Origin of the sequence: Phocaeicola sp. RTP21359st1_B8_RTP21360_211022 (assembly GCF_040911965.1) — a bacterium.
In the GTDB taxonomy this organism is placed as follows: Bacteria; Bacteroidota; Bacteroidia; order Bacteroidales; family Bacteroidaceae; genus Phocaeicola; species Phocaeicola vulgatus.
This window is the reverse complement of sequence record NZ_JBDFXP010000027.1, coordinates 1-17,105: the sequence shown is the minus strand read 5'-3', so window position 1 is coordinate 17,105 and position 17,105 is coordinate 1. Positions and strand designations below refer to the sequence as shown.

Genomic DNA, 17,105 nt, shown 5'->3' with positions numbered 1-17,105 from the left:
TTGAATTGGAAAAACTTTGTTCTTCCTGCTTCCTTGTGGAAAAATATGCAAAAAAAAGATTGGAATGTTTAGGAAATGTCGGCTGGTATATAAATCACGGGCTGTCCGACAAGCATTTGAGGGCAGCCCGTTTTTTTGTGTGGATAATATTTTATTTTTTGCCAGCCTGTTCCTTCAACAAGTCACGGATTTCTGTAAGTAATACCTCTTCCTTGCTAGGGGCAGGTGGGGCGGCGGGAGCAGGAACTTCTTCTTTCTTGCGATTCAGCTTGGCAAGTAATCTTATAAATAAGAATATAGAAAAAGCAATGATGATAAAGTCGAAAGTAGCTTGTAGGAAGTTGCCATAATTCAACGTTACGGCAGCTTTTTCAACTCCATCCACTACTTCGGCCGGCTTTAATTGTAGTTTTAAATCTGTAAAGTTCACGCCACCTACCAGCAATCCGATGGGAGGCATGATGACATCGGCCACAATGGAAGATACTATTTTACCGAAGGCTCCGCCGATGATGACACCGACTGCCATGTCAATGACGTTTCCGCGCATTGCGAACGCCTTAAAATCTTGCAAGAAGCTGCTTTTTCCCATTTTTTTTTATTTTAATATGAATTTATGTGCGAATATAAAAACAAATTCTTATTTTTGCACCGCGTTTAGGAAATAAATACTAAACGTTTAACAACATTCCAACGTAGAGTGTTTAAAAGCTATATTATAAAACCTTTAAAATTTAAACAAAATGATTAAAGTAGGTATTAACGGATTTGGTCGTATCGGCCGTTTTGTATTCCGTGCAGCTCAGAAAAGAAACGATATTCAGATCGTAGGTATCAATGACCTTTGCCCGGTTGATTACTTAGCATATATGTTGAAGTATGACACTATGCACGGACAATTTGACGGTACTATCGAAGCTGACGTAGAAAATAGCAAATTGATCGTGAACGGCAATGCAATCCGCGTAACAGCTGAAAGAAATCCGGCTGACTTGAAGTGGGATGCAATCGGTGCTGAATACGTAGTTGAATCTACTGGTTTGTTCTTGACTAAAGAAAAAGCTCAGGCTCATATTGAAGCTGGTGCTAAATATGTAGTTATGTCAGCTCCTTCTAAAGATGATACTCCGATGTTCGTTTGCGGTGTAAACGAAAAGACTTATGTTAAAGGTACTCAGTTCGTTTCTAACGCTTCTTGTACTACTAACTGTTTGGCTCCTATCGCTAAGGTATTGAATGACAAATGGGGTATCACTGACGGTTTGATGACTACAGTTCACTCTACAACAGCTACTCAGAAAACAGTTGACGGTCCTTCTATGAAAGACTGGAGAGGTGGTCGTGCTGCTTCTGGTAACATTATCCCTTCATCTACTGGTGCTGCTAAAGCTGTAGGTAAAGTTATTCCTGAATTGAACGGTAAATTGACTGGTATGTCAATGCGTGTTCCGACTTTGGATGTTTCTGTAGTTGACTTGACAGTTAACTTGGCTAAACCGGCTACATATGCTGAAATCTGTGCAGCTATGAAAGAAGCTTCTGAAGGTGAATTGGCTGGCGTATTGGGTTACACTGAAGATGCAGTTGTTTCTTCTGACTTCTTGGGTGATACTCGTACTTCTATCTTCGATGCTAAAGCTGGTATCGCTTTGACTGATACTTTTGTTAAGGTGGTTTCTTGGTATGACAACGAAATCGGTTACTCTAACAAAGTATTGGATTTGATTGCTCACATGGCTTCTGTAAACTGCTAATCAGTTAAAAACCATATAGCGAAAGCCGTCTGAAGTAATTCAGACGGCTTTTTTTATGTAGTTTTGCGTGCTAAGTTGCACATTTTCGTTATCTTTGTGCGACTGTTACAAAAACTTAGGATGGAAAAGTACGATTTGATAACGATATTAGGACCTACCGCTTCAGGAAAGACTCCTTTGGCAGCGGCTTTAGCTTACAAGTTGGATACCGAAATTATCAGTGGAGATAGCCGGCAGGTATATCGCCGGATGGATTTAGGTACGGGAAAGGATTTGGAAGACTATGTCGTGAATGGACAGCAAATACCTTACCATCTGATAGACATTGTAGACCCCGGATATAAATATAATGTATTTGAATTTCAACGTGATTTTTTGAATGCTTATGATCAAGTGAGATGGAAAGACAAACTTCCTATATTATGCGGAGGTACGGGGATGTATCTTGAATCCGTGTTGAAGGGATATAGGCTGCTTCCTGTTCCAGAGAATCCCAAACTTAGGGACTCGTTAGCAGATAAATCATTAGCGGAACTCACCCGGTTGTTGTCAACTTACAGGAAACTTCATAACTCTACGGACGTAGATACTGTAAAGCGGGCTATCCGGGCCATTGAAATAGAAGAGTATTACAAGCACCAATCAGCGGAATACCGTGAGTTCCCGCAAATTCATAGTTTGATCATTGGAGTAGATATAGCTCGTGAGTTACGTCGTGAAAAAATATCCCACCGTTTGAAGCAGCGTTTGGATGAAGGGATGGTAAACGAAGTGAAGGCTTTGTTGGATAGTGGTATTTCTTCCGAGGATTTGATTTATTACGGATTGGAATATAAGTATTTGACTTTATATGTCTTGGGTAAACTTTCTTTCAATGAAATGTTTCATCAATTGGAAATAGCTATCCATCAATTTGCCAAACGGCAGATGACCTGGTTCCGGGGCATGGAGCGGCGAGGGTTCACTATACATTGGCTGGATGCTTGCCTGCCTATGGAAGATAAGGTGGAAAAAATCATTAATTTGTTACACACTAAAAACTAAATGTTATGGCTGTAGAACCAAACAGATGGGGGATTATTTATAATCCGAAAGCCGGAAGCCGTAAGACTCAGAAGCGTTGGAATGAGATACGTAGCTATATGGAAAACCGTAAGGTGGTTTTTGACTACGTACAGTCCGAAGGTTTTGGGTCGGTGGAACGACTCGCCCGTACCTTGGCTAATAATGGTTATCGAACCATTGTGATTGTAGGTGGAGACGGAGCGATCAATGATGCTATTAACGGTATTATGACTTCTATGGTGGAGGATAAGACAAATATCGCTTTTGGAATCATTCCTAATGGTATTGGTAATGACTTTGCCAAATATTGGGGGTTGGATGAAGATAATTATAAAGCAGCGGTAGATTGGATTATCAATCGTCGTCTGAGGAAAATTGATGTGGGGCGTTGTAATTATTTTGATGGAGAGAAGCACACCTCCCGCTATTTCCTGAATGCCATATATATAGGTTTAGGTGCGCGTATTGTACAGATCTCAGATGGTACCCGCCGTTTTTGGGGAATACGTGAGTTGTCTTTTGCCGCTTCCATGTTCCTGTTGCTGTTTGAACGTAAATTGTACCGTACACATCTTTGTATCAATGGCGAACATATTCGTGGACGTATCATGACGGTATGTGTGGGAAGTGCCCGTGGATACGGTTTGACACCTAGTGCAGTTCCTTATAATGGCTGGTTGGATGTGTCGGTTATTTATCGTCCGGAGTTAATTCAACTTTTCTCGGGTATGTGGATGCTGTTGCAGGGACGTATTTTAAATCATAAAATGGTGAAACCTTATCGTACACGGAAAGTAAAAGTACTACGTGCGCAGAATGCTTCTGTCAGTTTGGACGGGCGTATTTTAGACCGCCATTTTCCTTTGGAAATTACGATCCAGCCGGAAGCTATAACTTTGATTATCCCTAATTAAAAACTATAGATATCCATTTCTTGCTTTAAGGATAGAGGCAGAGTAGATATCTCAATGAATAGACGTAAGATAATGACAATTTCAGATTTAAGAAAGACAGATAATTTCTTTTTACTGGCTGGTCCTTGTGTGATCGAAGGAGAGGAAATGGCTCTCCGAATAGCAGATCGTATTGTGAAAATAACAGATAAACTGGGTATTCCCTATGTGTTTAAAGGATCTTATCGTAAGGCTAACCGTTCCCGTTTGGATTCGTTTACAGGAATAGGTGATGAAAAGGCCTTGAAAGTACTTCGTAAAGTACGGGAAACTTTTGGAATTCCTGTGGTAACCGATATTCATAGTGCTGGAGAAGCTGCTATGGCCGCTGAATATGTGGATGTGTTGCAGATTCCTGCTTTCCTGTGTCGCCAGACTGATTTGCTGGTGGCGGCAGCTCATACCGGAAAGATTGTCAACATCAAGAAAGGACAATTTTTATCACCTGGCGCCATGCGTTTTGCTGCTGACAAAGTGGTGGAGGCGGGTAATGATCAGGTTATGCTGACCGAGCGGGGAACGACTTTCGGGTATCAGGATTTGATTGTAGATTATCGGGGTATTCCGGAAATGCAGACTTTAGGTTTTCCTGTAATTCTGGATGTGACACATTCTTTGCAACAACCTAATCAGACTGCCGGTGTGACAGGTGGTATGCCGCAGCTTATTGAAACGGTAGCCAAGGCTGGCATAGCGGTAGGAGTGGACGGTTTGTTTATGGAAACCCACGAAGACCCTTCTGTCGCTAAGAGTGACGGAGCGAATATGTTGAAACTGGATTTGCTGGAAGGGCTATTGACCAAACTGGTAAGAATCCGCCAAGTGTTATAAATGTTATTCGTTGGGGATTCACAGGTAAGATGGGTTAATTTATTTGGACTATGGGGCAACTTGCATGAATAGTATAAAATAAGGTCGGTTTTTGCAGTAGAAACCGGCCTTACCTTTCTTTCTCCGTCAAAACAGAAAAAAGAATAGAAGCAGATGTGGATTATTTTTTTAGAATATAAGCCTTCATGCGGGCTATATCATTTAAGTAATCTTGCAAATCTTGTTCATGGTCCTCTTCTTCTGCCATAATATGTTTGGCAATATCACAAGTGGTGAAGTCAATTCCGTTTGTGAATTCAGCAATTTGCTGATAGCGGTAGATGGCACAACGTTCGGATTCTACATTTTGTTTCAACAAGATTTCCGAACCGAAATCTACGGGCGCATCATATTTGCAGCGAGCTAAATCAAACCATTGTTTAGGGTCAAGTACGGGTACGCCTTCCAATTCAATGATACGGTCGGCCAATAATTTTGCATGGTTATATTCCTCGGCTGCATGTTCTTGAAACTCGCGTTGTACATCACCGCGCATAGCGCCTTCTACTACGAATGAACCTACCCAGTATTGGTAGAAAGCCAACCATTCTTCGGACAGAGCTGCATTCAGCTGAGCCAATAAGTCCACAATGTCAATTTTATCCTTCAGGATATTCACAGATTCTTTAGCCATAATGTAAAGTTTAAGTTAGTGTTTATTATTATTTAGTCCACAGCGGGTATAGTCATGTCGTCTAACACACCTATGCCTTCCTGGTCTACATCTTTTTTTACGTCAGAACTGGTATAAAGCCAGATACCGAATCCCAGCACAAATAAAATAAGGAGGATGATTCCCCATAATTTACCTTTACTCATAGTTTCTTGGTTTTAGTTTCTTTAATAACAGCTGGTGCTGAAAAAGGTTTTGTAAGTAGAGAAAAAAACAGGCGTCTGTTATGGAAAAACGGACGCCTGTGTGTGTGAAGTATGAATTGATATTAGATTTTATCCTATTTTGCTGATTTTTTTTAGTTTCTCTTCATCAATGATTTTAATTTTTCTACCGTCGATGGTAATCAGTTTTTCAGTTGCAAAGTTAGAAAGCGTACGGATTGCGTTCGAAGTAGTCATATTTGATAAGTTTGCCAAATCTTCTCGTGAAAGGTAAATGCTTAGTGTAGATTCATCTTCTTCTACTCCATAAGTATCTTTCAAAAATAACAGAGATTCCGCCAATCGTCCACGAATATGTTTTTGCGTAAGATTTACGGTTCTTTCATCAGAAATTCCCAAATCTATAGAAAGTTGGCGGATAAAGAACAAAGCTAATTCAGAGTTGTCTTTTATCAGTTTCATAATGGCCGGCATGGGAATAAGGCAGATAGTGCAAGGCTCGAAAGCGGAAGCAGCTGTCACGAAGTTCCCTTCGGCAAAAAAAGCTCGGTATGCGAAATATTCTTTCGTCTTTAATACGCGGATAATCTGGCTACGTCCTCCCACACCTTCTTTGTAGATTTTTACTTTTCCACTAAGAAGACACATAAGGTGCATCGGAGTTTCTCCTTCGCAGTATATCGTCTCATTCTTTTTATACTTCTGTATCGTAAAGTTCTGAGCCAAGAACTCTCTTTGTTCCTGTGTTAAAGGTTGCCATAAGTCTGGTATACTTTCAGCAATCTCAGTTTCTGATAATTCTTTTCTAACCATAAACGTGCTATAAAACCGTGTTATAGAGCACAAATATAAGAAGAAAAAATAAAAGGACGAAGTAATCAGAAGAAAAAAGAAAGATATATTATTAATTTATCTTCAAAAAATAACAAAAGGATAGGTTCTTATCTCCTATCCTTTCTTTTTTTTGTGAAATTTTATTTGGTGAACAGTAATTCACGATATTTAGGTAATGGCCAAATCTCATCGTCTATTTCTAGTTCCAAATGGTCAATATGGTCGCGGATTTCTTCCAGATATGGACGCACTTGTTCCTCGTAACTGAAGGCTTTCTCTACTTGGCTTCCCAAATGATTTGCTACTTTTCGGGCTTCTGTCATGTTGTGCACGGCTTTTTTAATAGCAAGTATGCGGTTTTGAATTTCACGTACCAAATTCTTCCGGTCTTCGGTCAGCTCTTCGTATTCTTCGGTGGAGAATATCTCTTTCAGACCACGAAGATTTTCTAATAGTCTGTTCTGATAAATTACAGCTGTGGGAACAATATGATTGATAGCTAGATCGCCTAGTACACGACTTTCAATCTGGACCTTTTTAGTAAACTTTTCCAGTTCCACTTCTATACGACAGAACAATTCATTTTCATTGAATATTTTTTCGCCTATCAGTACTGCACGAGATTGCTCATCGTTGAACTTCAGGATGGCTTCGGGTACATGGCAGATATTGGTCAATCCGCGTCGCGCGGCTTCTGCTTTCCATTCTTCCGAGTAGCCGTCACCTTCAAAACGGATGTTTTGTGAAGCGATGATGGTTTCTTTTAATACCTTATACAGAGCTTCTTCCTGTTCCATCCCTCCGTTTACTAATTTATCTATCTGGGTCTTGAACTCATTCAACTGGTGTGCCATAGCGGCATTGATCACAATCATTGATGCGGCACAGTTGGCAGATGAGCCTGCAGCACGGAATTCAAAACGGTTTCCGGTGAAGGCAAAAGGAGAGGTACGGTTACGGTCTGTATTGTCTTGCAATATGGCAGGTATGCGCCCGATACCCAATTGCAATGCTTTCTTTTCATCAGGGGTCAGTTCGGCGTCATTCAGACGTGCCACTACTTCGTCCAACATATGGGAAAGATGACGTCCTAGGAAAATAGACAGAATAGCGGGGGGGGCTTCATTTGCTCCTAGGCGATGGCTGTTTCCGGCACTGACAATAGAGGCACGTAGTAAATCTTGGTTTTTATAGACCATCATCAGTACGTTGACTATGAAAGTCAGGAAAAGCATATTTCCTTCCGCAGTCTTGGCAGGAGAGAACAAATTGATACCTGTGTCTGTACAAAGTGACCAGTTGTTGTGTTTGCCCGATCCGTTTACTCCTTTGAATGGTTTTTCGTGGAGCAGTACAGTAAAATTGTGTTTGGAAGCGATACGTTTCATCAGGTCCATTACCAGCTGGTTATGGTCGTTGGCCAGATTTACATCTTCAAAAATAGGAGCTAGCTCAAATTGGTTGGGAGCCACTTCGTTATGCCGTGTTTTTACCGGAATCCCTAGTTTGTGACATTCCAGTTCCAATTCTTTCATAAAACTGGTTACACGTGGAGGGATGGAACCGAAGTAGTGGTCGTCTAGCTGCTGGTCCTTGGCAGACGAGTGTCCCATCAAGGTGCGTCCGGTCAGGCAAAGATCCGGACGTGCATTATATAGTGCGGTATCCACTAAAAAGTATTCTTGTTCCCAACCCAGATTGGCGAATACGCGTTTTACGTTTGGATCGAACATTCTGCAAACCTCAGTTGCCGCTTTGTCTACAGCACCTAATGCCTTCAACAAAGGAGTTTTATAGTCGAGTGCTTCGCCTGTATAAGAGATGAAGATAGTAGGAATACAAAGTGTGCTGTCTACAATGAAAGCCGGAGAAGAAACATCCCATGCCGTATAGCCACGTGCTTCAAATGTGTTCCGGATACCGCCGTTGGGAAAACTGGATGCATCCGGTTCTTGTTGGATAAGCAGTTTGCCCGAGAAGCGTTCTATAACATTACCGTCGTCACCGAATTCAATAAAGCCGTCGTGCTTTTCGGCAGTTCCGTCAGTCAGAGGCTGGAACCAATGAGTGTAGTGGGTAACATTAAAGGTCTTTGCCCAATTCTTCATGCCATTGGCTATCATGTCGGCCATTTCACGATTGATAGGGGTACCTTTCTCGATTGCGTTTATTACTGCTTTATAAGCCTCACTAGGCAGATATTCCTGCATTTTTTTACGGTCGAATACGTGGTTGCCGTAATAATCAGCTAACTTTTCAGAGGGGTAGTCAACTTTAACGGGGCGTCTGTTGGCTAACTCCTGTAGAGCAAAAAATCTCATTTTGGACATGTTGTCTTTCTTTTACTGGTTGTTGGCTGCAAAAATACTGCTTTTTGATTAATAATTCGCTATATCGCTAATCATTTTTCATTTCTGTTAAGGATGTTAATTAAGTATTATCATGCGTCAGCCTGTTGGTTTTTGTTTATATTTGCTCTTCAAACAATGAAAAGAAAGTACATTGATGCACTATATACGGATTGTCAGGTTGATTATATTTTGTCTTTTGTTACCTTTAGCTGTTCAGGCTAAGAGGGAAAAGGTTGATATGCCCGACAAGCCGATGGTGTCCGATTCCATTCTTCAGTGTATTTTCCAGTTTTCGCCGTTCTATTCCCGTATCATTGATGAGTATAAGGCTGATTTATATATAAAAGGAAAAGTAAAGGTACATAAGCGCAATCACCTTATCCGCTATGTACCGTCCATGTTTCGTTTCGAAAAACACATCAATGATTACCTTATGGAATCTCTTAGTGAGCTGCATTATACGGCCCCTGATATATACGACCGTAAGATAAAAGCGGTATCCACTACATTTCCACGTAACAGGGGACAGATAACGGATGTGATGGATTATTTGAACATGAATATCTATTCTTCTTCATTGATGTCCGATAAACTTCTTTCTCCTTTGGATAAGAAATCTAGCAGATATTATCATTATTTATTGGATTCTATAGCCGGTCCTCCCGATTGTCAGCGGTATAAAATACTTATTATTCCCAAATTCCGTGGTACACAGTTGGTCAGTGGATATATGTGGGTTAGTGATCAGATATGGACTATTCGTGAACTTTATATTGAAGGCGTTTATGATGTGATCCGCTTCAAGGTCCGTGTCAAGATGGGAGAGGAGGGCGATGTGGAGTTTCTGCCGGTGCAGTTTGATTTGAATCTTGTTTTTAAGTTTATAGGTAACCATCTGGAAATGGATATGGGAGCCTGGTTGAAATACAATGAAATTAAATTTTATGAAGGAGCCGCCCGGCGTAAATCTCAAAAGAAGCATCGCCATGACCTGACGGAATCCTATAAGCTGACTTGTGATTCGGAACAGCTGATAACAGATAAGGAAAAGTTCAATGAGCTGCGTCCCATTCCGCTGTCCGCTTTGGAGGATTCTTTGTATAGAAGTTATGCTTTACGTCAGGATACGCTTTTACGCGTACCGAAAAAAAAGAAGAATGAACATTTGGAGTTTTGGGGGGAGTTGGGTGACATGCTTATCAGTAGTTACAATGTGAATTTGTCCAGTATGGGGAGTGTGCATTGTTCTCCACTTATTAATCCGGTGCTGTTGGATTATAGCCACAGCAGGGGCTTTTCGTATAAGCAGAAGTTTAAATACAGTCGGCTTTTTCATGATGGACGTATACTTAGAATCAGTCCGCAGATAGGTTATAATTTTACACATAAGGAACTTTATGTGAAAGCGGATGCCGATTGGCAATATTGGCCGGAAAAGCAGGCTAGTTTTGAGGTTAGTGTAGGTAACGGTAACCGCATATATAGTAGTGTCGTATTGGATCAGCTAAAGCAATTGCCCGATAGTACCTTTAATTTTGACCAATTGGAATTGGACTATTTCAAGGATGTGTATCTCAATCTGTTCCATAATATAGAAATAGTGAACGGCTTGTTTATTAAAGCAGGTGTTTCCGTACATTGGAGGTATCTGATAAATAATTCGAAAGTCATTCTTGAAAAGCCGTTGCCTGATAAGGATTGGGCTGCATTGCGAGGTATCAGATCAGAATACAATAGTTTTGCACCTCGTATACGTATTGAATGGACTCCCGGTATGTATTATTACATGAACGGTCGCCGGAAGATGAATGTAGGTTCCAGTATGCCTACTTTTATGCTGGATTATGAACGGGGCATTAAAGGTGTATTCAAGAGTACGGGTGCTCATGAACGTTGGGAGTTTGATATACAGCAAAACTTGAAACTGAGCGGAATCCGAAGTATCGGTTATCGCATTGGGGGGGGGATGTTTACCAAGCAGGAAGATATGTATTTCGTGGATTTTGCTAACTTTGCCCGTCGTAATCTTCCCGAAGGATGGAATGATGATATTGGTGGCACTTTCCAATTGCTGGACGGACGTTGGTATAACTCCTCACGTCAGTACTGGCGGGGGAATTTCACCTATGAGTCTCCTTTTATTCTCTTGAAACCCTTAAACCGTTGGCTGGGATTAGTCCAGCAGGAGCGTTTGTATGGTGGTATCCTGTTCATGCCACATCTTAATCCATATATCGAGTTGGGTTATGGCATCGGCACACATATATTTGATGTGGGGGCTTTTGTAAGCACTATCAACGGGCAATTTGATACCTTTGGTTTTAAATTCACTTTCGAGTTATTTAATAAATAATCCTGTTCAAACAATCTGTTTGGTTTTCTGTTTATTACAACATAACAGAAACTAAACAGTGTATGCATTATAAAATATTTTTATGTGTTCTTTTGTTCCCGGTTTCATTATCAGCTCAAAACGGGGAATTATCTTTAACATTGGAACAATCTGCCAGCCTGATGAACAAGGGCAACCGCACGTTGCAAATGGCGGATAAGGCTGTAGATATAGCACGCAGTGAGCGACAAAAGATGAATGCTTTTTGGTATCCGTCTTTGAATGCATCGGGTGCATACGTCCATTTGTCCAACCATATTGAGGTCAAGGAACCTTTAAGGCAATTTACCGATCCGGCAAAAGACTTTGTACATTCCATTGTGCCCGATGATAAATTTATTTCTTCTATTCTTGATAATATAGGTGCGCATACCCTTACTTTTCCTTTATTAGAACGTAACCTGACGACCATAGATGCTAATGTGATGTGGCCGCTTTTTACAGGCGGAAAACGAATTTTTGCAAGCCGTATCGGCAACCGTATGGTAGATTTGGCCAAAGCAGGTAGGGAAGAGGCGGGAGCTACTTTGCAATCGGAGTTGGTGGAAACTTATTATGCTTTGCGTCTGGCGCAAAGAGTGGTGGATGTACGCGAGCAAACCTTTTTAGGCTTGCAGAAACATTACCGTAATGCCATGAAGCTGGAGGAGAACGGTATGATAAATAAGGCCGAACGCCTCTTTGCTCAGGTCACTATGGACGAGGCCAGACGTGAGTTGGAATCTGCCCGGAAAGATTTGAATGTGGCGCAAAATGCCTTGAAAGTCTTGTTGAATGTGGAAGACGCCATATCCATCAACCCCAGTTCTCCTTTGTTTATGAACCATGATCTGCCCGATGAACTTTATTTCAAGAATCTGGTAAGTACCGGCAGCTATATAGTAAGTAAATTGCGAATACAGGAGGCGATGGCAGATAATCAATTGAAAATCAGTAAAAGTGCATATATTCCTACCATTGCATTGTTTGGAAAGCAGACACTTTATGCAGAGAATCTTCCGAAAAACCTGATGCCCCGTACTTTGGTAGGAGTGGGTTTTACTTGGAATATATTCGACGGACTGAACCGTGAAGCCAATATCCGTCAGACACGTCTTACTAAACAAACTTTGCAACTGGGAAGGGAAAAGGCTCAGAATGAATTGGGTGTTTTGGTAGACAAGTTATATAGCGAAATTCAGAATGCAAAGGATGATGTCGCCGCACTCAACACCACGATTGAGATGAGTCGTGAATTGGTACGTATCCGTAAAAAATCCTTTCAGGAAGGAATGGCTACCTCTACTGATGTGATTGATGCGGAAACGATGCTATCCAAGGTGCAGATTGCTTTTTTGCTGGCTTATTATAAATATGATGTGGCACTGGCATCTCTGCTCTCTACTTGCGGAATGCCCGAAAGTTTTTGGCAGTATAGCCGTACCGGACAAACCGAGAACTTTATATTCGGGAAATAATAAAAAAAGAAAACAATATGGAAAAAGAGAAGAAACAGTTAGGAGTCGCTTTTATCGTTGTTCTTGTGGCCATTGTTATGGTGTCTGCCATTGGGATTATAGCTATGAGCAATAAACCGGTTGTATTGCAGGGGCAGATAGAAGCTACTGAAATACGGATTTCCGGAAAACTTCCCGGTAGAATTGATACCTTTTTGGTCCGGGAGGGACAGTATGTAAAGATGGGTGACACCTTGGTTGTGATTAACAGTCCTGAGGCTTGGGCGAAGTTCCAGCAGGTAAATGCCTTGGAAGATATTGCGAAATTTCAGAACAAGAAAATAGACGACGGTACACGTCGGCAGATAGTCCGTTCGGTAGAAGAATTGTGGAACAAGTCAAAGAGTGACTTGCAACTGGCCACGGTGACGTATGACCGTATTCAGGCACTTTACAAAGATAGCGTGGTCACCAGCCAGCGGAAAGATGAAGTGGAAGCCATGTATAAAGCTGCTGTTGCCGCCGAACGGGCGGCGCATCAACAATTCCTGTTAGTGAAGGACGGAGCGCAGAAAGAGGATAAAGAGAGTGCCCGCTCCTTGGTGGATGCGGCTCGGGGCACTGTGAATGAGGTTCAGGCCTTGTTGATGGATGCCCGCCTCACAGCTCCCGAAGACGGACAGATATCAACCATCTACCCCAAGCGTGGAGAACTGGTAGGAGCGGGGACTCCCATTATGAGTCTGGTAGTATTGGATGATTGTCATGTAGTGCTTAATGTCCGTGAGGACTATATGCCTTATTTCCGTATGAACGAGAATTTTATGGGAGATATTCCGGCTCTTGATGTAAAAAACAAGGCATTTAAAATCAATTACATCAGCCCGTTGGGGAGTTTTGCCACTTGGCGTTCTACCAAGCAGACGGGGACATACGATATGAAAACTTTTGAAATTCATGCGCTGCCTGTAGAGCCGATGGAGGGATTAAGACCGGGTATGTCCGTCTTGGTAAATCTGGATGAATTGAAATGATAGAAGGATAGCTATGTTATTCTGATTGCAGTGAATGGTAAATATAAATGAACTACTTGAATGAAAGAATCTCCTTTTATAGCGGTATTGAAACGTGAACTGGACCGTATGGTTTCCCGGCGCATTTATTTTGCATCGTGTATCGTCTTGCCTTTGTTTTCTATCTTCTTTATGGCTACAATTTTTGGTAACGGACAGATGGAGAATCTGCCTGTGGGTGTTGTGGATGGTGATAATACAGCCACTTCTCGTGAGATAATTCGTATGACCGAGGCTGTTCCCACTTTCCGCATCACTCGGCATTATGCCGATGAAGCGGAGGCCAGGGCAGATGTGCAGCGGAAAAGTATTTATGGATACCTCAGTATTCCGTCTGGTTTTGAAGCAAAGGTGATGGATGGTAAGGAAACAGCTCTGACTTATTATTACCATTATGCATTGATGAGTGTGGGAAGTGAGATTCACGGAGCATTTCAAAGTTTGTTGAAAAGCATCTCGGTAGTTCCCATTGTCACTCATGCTGTGGCATTGGGTATAAATCAGGAAGAGATAGAATCTTTTCTGTTACCGGTCACCACACAGAATCATCCGTTATTTAATCCTGATATGGATTATTCGGTCTATCTTACACAGCCATTCTTCTTTGTTTTTCTGCAAGTTATCTTGTTGTTGGTCACTACATACTCCATTGGCAGTGAAGGGAAATTCCATACTTCAGCCAATTGGCTGGCAGTGGCAGATGGGAATATCTGGGTGGCAGTCACTGCCAAGTTACTTCCATACAGTTTTATCTTCATCGTTATGAGTATTCTGGCAAACTATGTCTTTTTTGGTGCCATGCATATACCGATGGATTGTGGTTTTTGGGCGTTGAATCTTACTTCGGCACTATTGGTCATTGCTACGCAGGCGCTGGCGGTTTTTCTGTTCTCTCTTTTTCCTGCGTTGAGTATTATTATCAGTATCGTTTCCATGGTAGGATCGTTAGGCGCTACCCTTGGCGGGGTTACCTTTCCGGTGCTTCACATGTTTGCACCGGTGTACTATGCCTCTTATCTTTTCCCCGTCCGTCACTTTGTCGAGATTGGACAGAATCTGCTTTATGGCAACTATGGTTATGCGTATATGTGGGGCAATGTAGCCTGTCTGCTGTTGTTCCTTATTCCTCCTTTATTGTTGTTACCTCATTTGAAACGCTCTTTAATCAGTCGGAAATATGACGATATTGAATAATATATTAGCTGTATCTTGGCACGAGTTTCGTGTGATGTGTACCCGCTATTCCATTTTATTGGTACTCAGCGGTGGCATCTTTGTGTATGGATTACTTTATAACTATATGTATGCTCCCAATGTGGTACGCGATGCTCCGGTGGCAGTAGTGGATATGAGTCGCACTCCGTTAAGCCGCAGTTACATCCGTTTGCTGGATGCCACTCCGCAGGCACGGGTATTGACAAACAATGCTGATTTGCCTGCTGCTAAGGAATTGATGAAATATGATGAAGTGGTGGGTATTGTTTACATTCCCGCGGATTTTGACGCTCGTGTGGGGCGTGGTGAAGAAGCGATATATATTATGTACAGCACCACTACGGCTTTCCTTTATTTTGCTTCCATGCAGGAAGCGTCTGCTGGAGCCATGCTTGCTGTGAATGATGATGTCCGACCCGAGCAAGTGGTTTTTCTACCTCAGGATGATATACAATTTGTGGTTCAAACAAGGTCTGTCGATGTGGTAGGTACTGCCCTGTATAATTATACCGATGGTTATGGTACTTATTTGATACCTGCCGTTTTGATGGTTGTTATTTTTCAGACGTTGATATTTGTTATCAGCATGTTGAGTGGGAAAGAGCGTGAAACTGGAGATATACTGATGTTTGCAGGCCCTGAAGGAAGGGATCTTTCTTTTTTACGTATGGCATCCGTAGTGATAGGAAAATCATTTACTTATTTAGTCTTTTATGCTTTATTCTCTGTCTTTTTGTTGGGGCTTCTTCCTTTAGTTTTCCAATTGCCTCATTTAGCATATCCGTGGAAAATTGTGGCACTTATGATACCTTATATTCTTGCTACCAGTTTCTTTGGATTGGCCTGTTCGTTATTTTTCAGTGATAGTGATGCTCCATTGTTGTTGGTAGCTTTCTTCTCTGTAGGATTGATTTTCCTGTCCGGAGTTTCTTATCCGCTGGAGTTAATGCCTTGGTATTGGCAATGGATTCATTATATGGTTCCTGCGGCTCCCGGAACTTTGGCCTTTGTTAAGATAAATTCTATGGGAGCTAGTATGTCTGAAATCAGTCAGCAATATATTATCCTATGGATACAATGTGCGATATACTTTGTTTTGGCTTGTCGAGCCTATCGCTACAATATAAAGAAAGCAAAGTGTGAAAGACAATAATTTTATGTGTGATTGTTTTTTATGTAATTCGTTTTGCTGATTCTCTATTTTTTTTTATAAGGTCTGTTTGGAACTGGAGCGAGGGGCCTGAAAGTTGTTGATATTTTAATTCTTGGTGATTATTCTCTTGTTGTTTCTTTTGTTTTTTCAGCTCCTTTTATGAGATGATGCAAGGGGGAAACTTGCAAACTTGCACAACTTGCAGTCTTTCCACACACACACACACACACACACGAGCGCGCGCGATTGCGCGTATGCGTACATTATAATGGCGATGGATTATTATATCCTGGTAAAGTAATGACATACAATCCGATGAGAGTGTGAAGGGTAGAGTGGAGGAAGAGGTGGAGTGGTGTGTTGGCTTCCATCTTTTTTCCTAGTTCTAGGTAGTGAATGGTCTGGTTCTATCCTGTTTTTTTGTAATGGGGGGATGAAGAAAATCTTTCTGGGGGTTATGGTAACCGATGAGCGGTAGGTGAACAGCAGCCGGCAACTTTTCTGACGGAGTATCTGGGTATTGGACGGGATGCTATGTGCTTTTGTATAGTTTGTGTGTTCCGAAGGGTTAGTAACGTGTGTTCCGTAAGGTTAGTAATGTGTGACCTTGTACGTTACTAACATAGAGGCCTGTATGTTAGTAACGTACCTTGTTTAAAGTAGCTAGGAGGTTTTTCGCATGCAGGATACGTGTCTTCCGCAGAATTATGTGAATTGTATTGGTAAGGTTAAAGTGTGTGGTTGCCGCAGATTCAGGGAGTCGGTCCTTTACGGTCAGTGTCTGTTTTGTTCTAGTCCTTGTCTTCCGCTTTCTTATTTTCTCCTTGTCAGGCTTTCCTGCTCTTTTCCACCGGAAGTCTTGTCACGTATCTCCCTTTCCGCCTTTTGCATTCTGTTATCCTTTCCTCCGTTGTAGTTCTCTCCGGTATCGTCCGTCTGTCTTCCGCTCTCTTTTTTATGCTTTATTATTTTTTCATATTATAATGTACGCGCACGTGTGTGTGTGGGGGGATGCTGCAAGTTTTGCAAGTTTGCAAGTTTGCCTTCCGTTTTTCCGTCTTTTCTTGTTTTCCGTCTGCTGTTTTCGTATGGGTTCCTTCCTTTTTCCGTCCTTATACGCGCGTGCGAATATTATAATGTGTGTGTCTTTTTCCTCCGGTGTCCTCCGTTAT

At 41.7% G+C, this 17,105-nt stretch carries 14 protein-coding genes; 9 read left to right on the top strand and 5 right to left on the bottom strand.

Going from position 1 to position 17,105, the window contains the following annotated elements; translation table 11 throughout:
* Window positions 1-151: 151 nt before the first annotated feature.
* Window positions 152-592 (bottom strand): large-conductance mechanosensitive channel protein MscL, encoded by a 441-nt coding sequence (gene mscL / locus AB5062_RS14185; RefSeq protein WP_005839284.1) that lies wholly within the window; start codon window positions 590-592, stop codon window positions 152-154.
* A 151-nt stretch (window positions 593-743) separates the two neighbouring features.
* On the opposite strand from mscL, the gene gap reads away from it, so the two are divergent.
* The 4 genes from gap (at window position 744) to kdsA (ending at window position 4,603) form a co-directional block, all read left to right on the top strand.
* Complete coding sequence (gene gap / locus AB5062_RS14180; protein ID WP_005839282.1) at window positions 744-1,754, top strand: type I glyceraldehyde-3-phosphate dehydrogenase; 1,011 nt, start codon at window positions 744-746, stop codon at window positions 1,752-1,754.
* Window positions 1,755-1,874: 120 nt separating this feature from the next.
* Window positions 1,875-2,798, top strand: coding sequence for a tRNA (adenosine(37)-N6)-dimethylallyltransferase MiaA (miaA, locus tag AB5062_RS14175; RefSeq protein WP_005851691.1), 924 nt, complete (start codon window positions 1,875-1,877; stop codon window positions 2,796-2,798).
* A 5-nt stretch (window positions 2,799-2,803) separates the two neighbouring features.
* Window positions 2,804-3,733: a diacylglycerol kinase family protein gene (locus tag AB5062_RS14170; protein ID WP_005839278.1), complete on the top strand. Its 930-nt coding sequence runs from the start codon at window positions 2,804-2,806 to the stop codon at window positions 3,731-3,733.
* Between the two features lie 72 nt (window positions 3,734-3,805).
* Window positions 3,806-4,603, top strand: a complete 798-nt coding sequence (gene kdsA / locus AB5062_RS14165) for a 3-deoxy-8-phosphooctulonate synthase (protein WP_005839276.1) — start codon at window positions 3,806-3,808, stop codon at window positions 4,601-4,603.
* Between the two features lie 160 nt (window positions 4,604-4,763).
* Here the strand turns inward: kdsA and AB5062_RS14160 are convergent, their stop codons facing one another.
* From AB5062_RS14160 to AB5062_RS14145, 4 genes are all read right to left on the bottom strand, one after another.
* Complete coding sequence (locus AB5062_RS14160; protein ID WP_005839275.1) at window positions 4,764-5,276, bottom strand: ferritin-like domain-containing protein; 513 nt, start codon at window positions 5,274-5,276, stop codon at window positions 4,764-4,766.
* A gap of 32 nt (window positions 5,277-5,308) precedes the next feature.
* The gene (locus tag AB5062_RS14155; protein ID WP_005851688.1) at window positions 5,309-5,461 is read right to left on the bottom strand and encodes a hypothetical protein; all 153 of its coding nucleotides are present in this window, start codon (window positions 5,459-5,461) and stop codon (window positions 5,309-5,311) included.
* Between the two features lie 129 nt (window positions 5,462-5,590).
* Entirely contained in the window at window positions 5,591-6,292 is a 702-nt protein-coding gene (locus AB5062_RS14150; protein WP_005839272.1) for a Crp/Fnr family transcriptional regulator, read from the bottom strand.
* A gap of 161 nt (window positions 6,293-6,453) precedes the next feature.
* Window positions 6,454-8,643: a glutamine synthetase III gene (locus AB5062_RS14145; protein ID WP_005839267.1), complete on the bottom strand. Its 2,190-nt coding sequence runs from the start codon at window positions 8,641-8,643 to the stop codon at window positions 6,454-6,456.
* A gap of 175 nt (window positions 8,644-8,818) precedes the next feature.
* Between AB5062_RS14145 and AB5062_RS14140 the strand changes: the two genes are divergently transcribed.
* From AB5062_RS14140 to AB5062_RS14120, 5 genes are all read left to right on the top strand, one after another.
* The gene (locus tag AB5062_RS14140; protein WP_005851685.1) at window positions 8,819-11,017 is read left to right on the top strand and encodes a DUF5686 family protein; all 2,199 of its coding nucleotides are present in this window, start codon (window positions 8,819-8,821) and stop codon (window positions 11,015-11,017) included.
* Window positions 11,018-11,079: 62 nt separating this feature from the next.
* A complete protein-coding gene (locus tag AB5062_RS14135) occupies window positions 11,080-12,513 on the top strand; it encodes a TolC family protein (RefSeq protein WP_032952404.1) in 1,434 nt (477 codons plus the stop codon).
* A gap of 17 nt (window positions 12,514-12,530) precedes the next feature.
* Window positions 12,531-13,526 (top strand): HlyD family secretion protein, encoded by a 996-nt coding sequence (locus AB5062_RS14130; RefSeq protein ID WP_005839262.1) that lies wholly within the window; start codon window positions 12,531-12,533, stop codon window positions 13,524-13,526.
* A 60-nt stretch (window positions 13,527-13,586) separates the two neighbouring features.
* On the top strand, window positions 13,587-14,759 hold the full coding sequence (locus AB5062_RS14125) for an ABC transporter permease (RefSeq protein ID WP_008669564.1): 1,173 nt from the start codon (window positions 13,587-13,589) through the stop codon (window positions 14,757-14,759).
* Entirely contained in the window at window positions 14,743-15,933 is a 1,191-nt protein-coding gene (locus AB5062_RS14120; RefSeq protein ID WP_032952403.1) for an ABC transporter permease, read from the top strand. Before AB5062_RS14125 ends, AB5062_RS14120 begins: the two co-directional genes overlap by 17 nt.
* The last annotated feature ends 1,172 nt before the right edge of the window (window positions 15,934-17,105 follow it).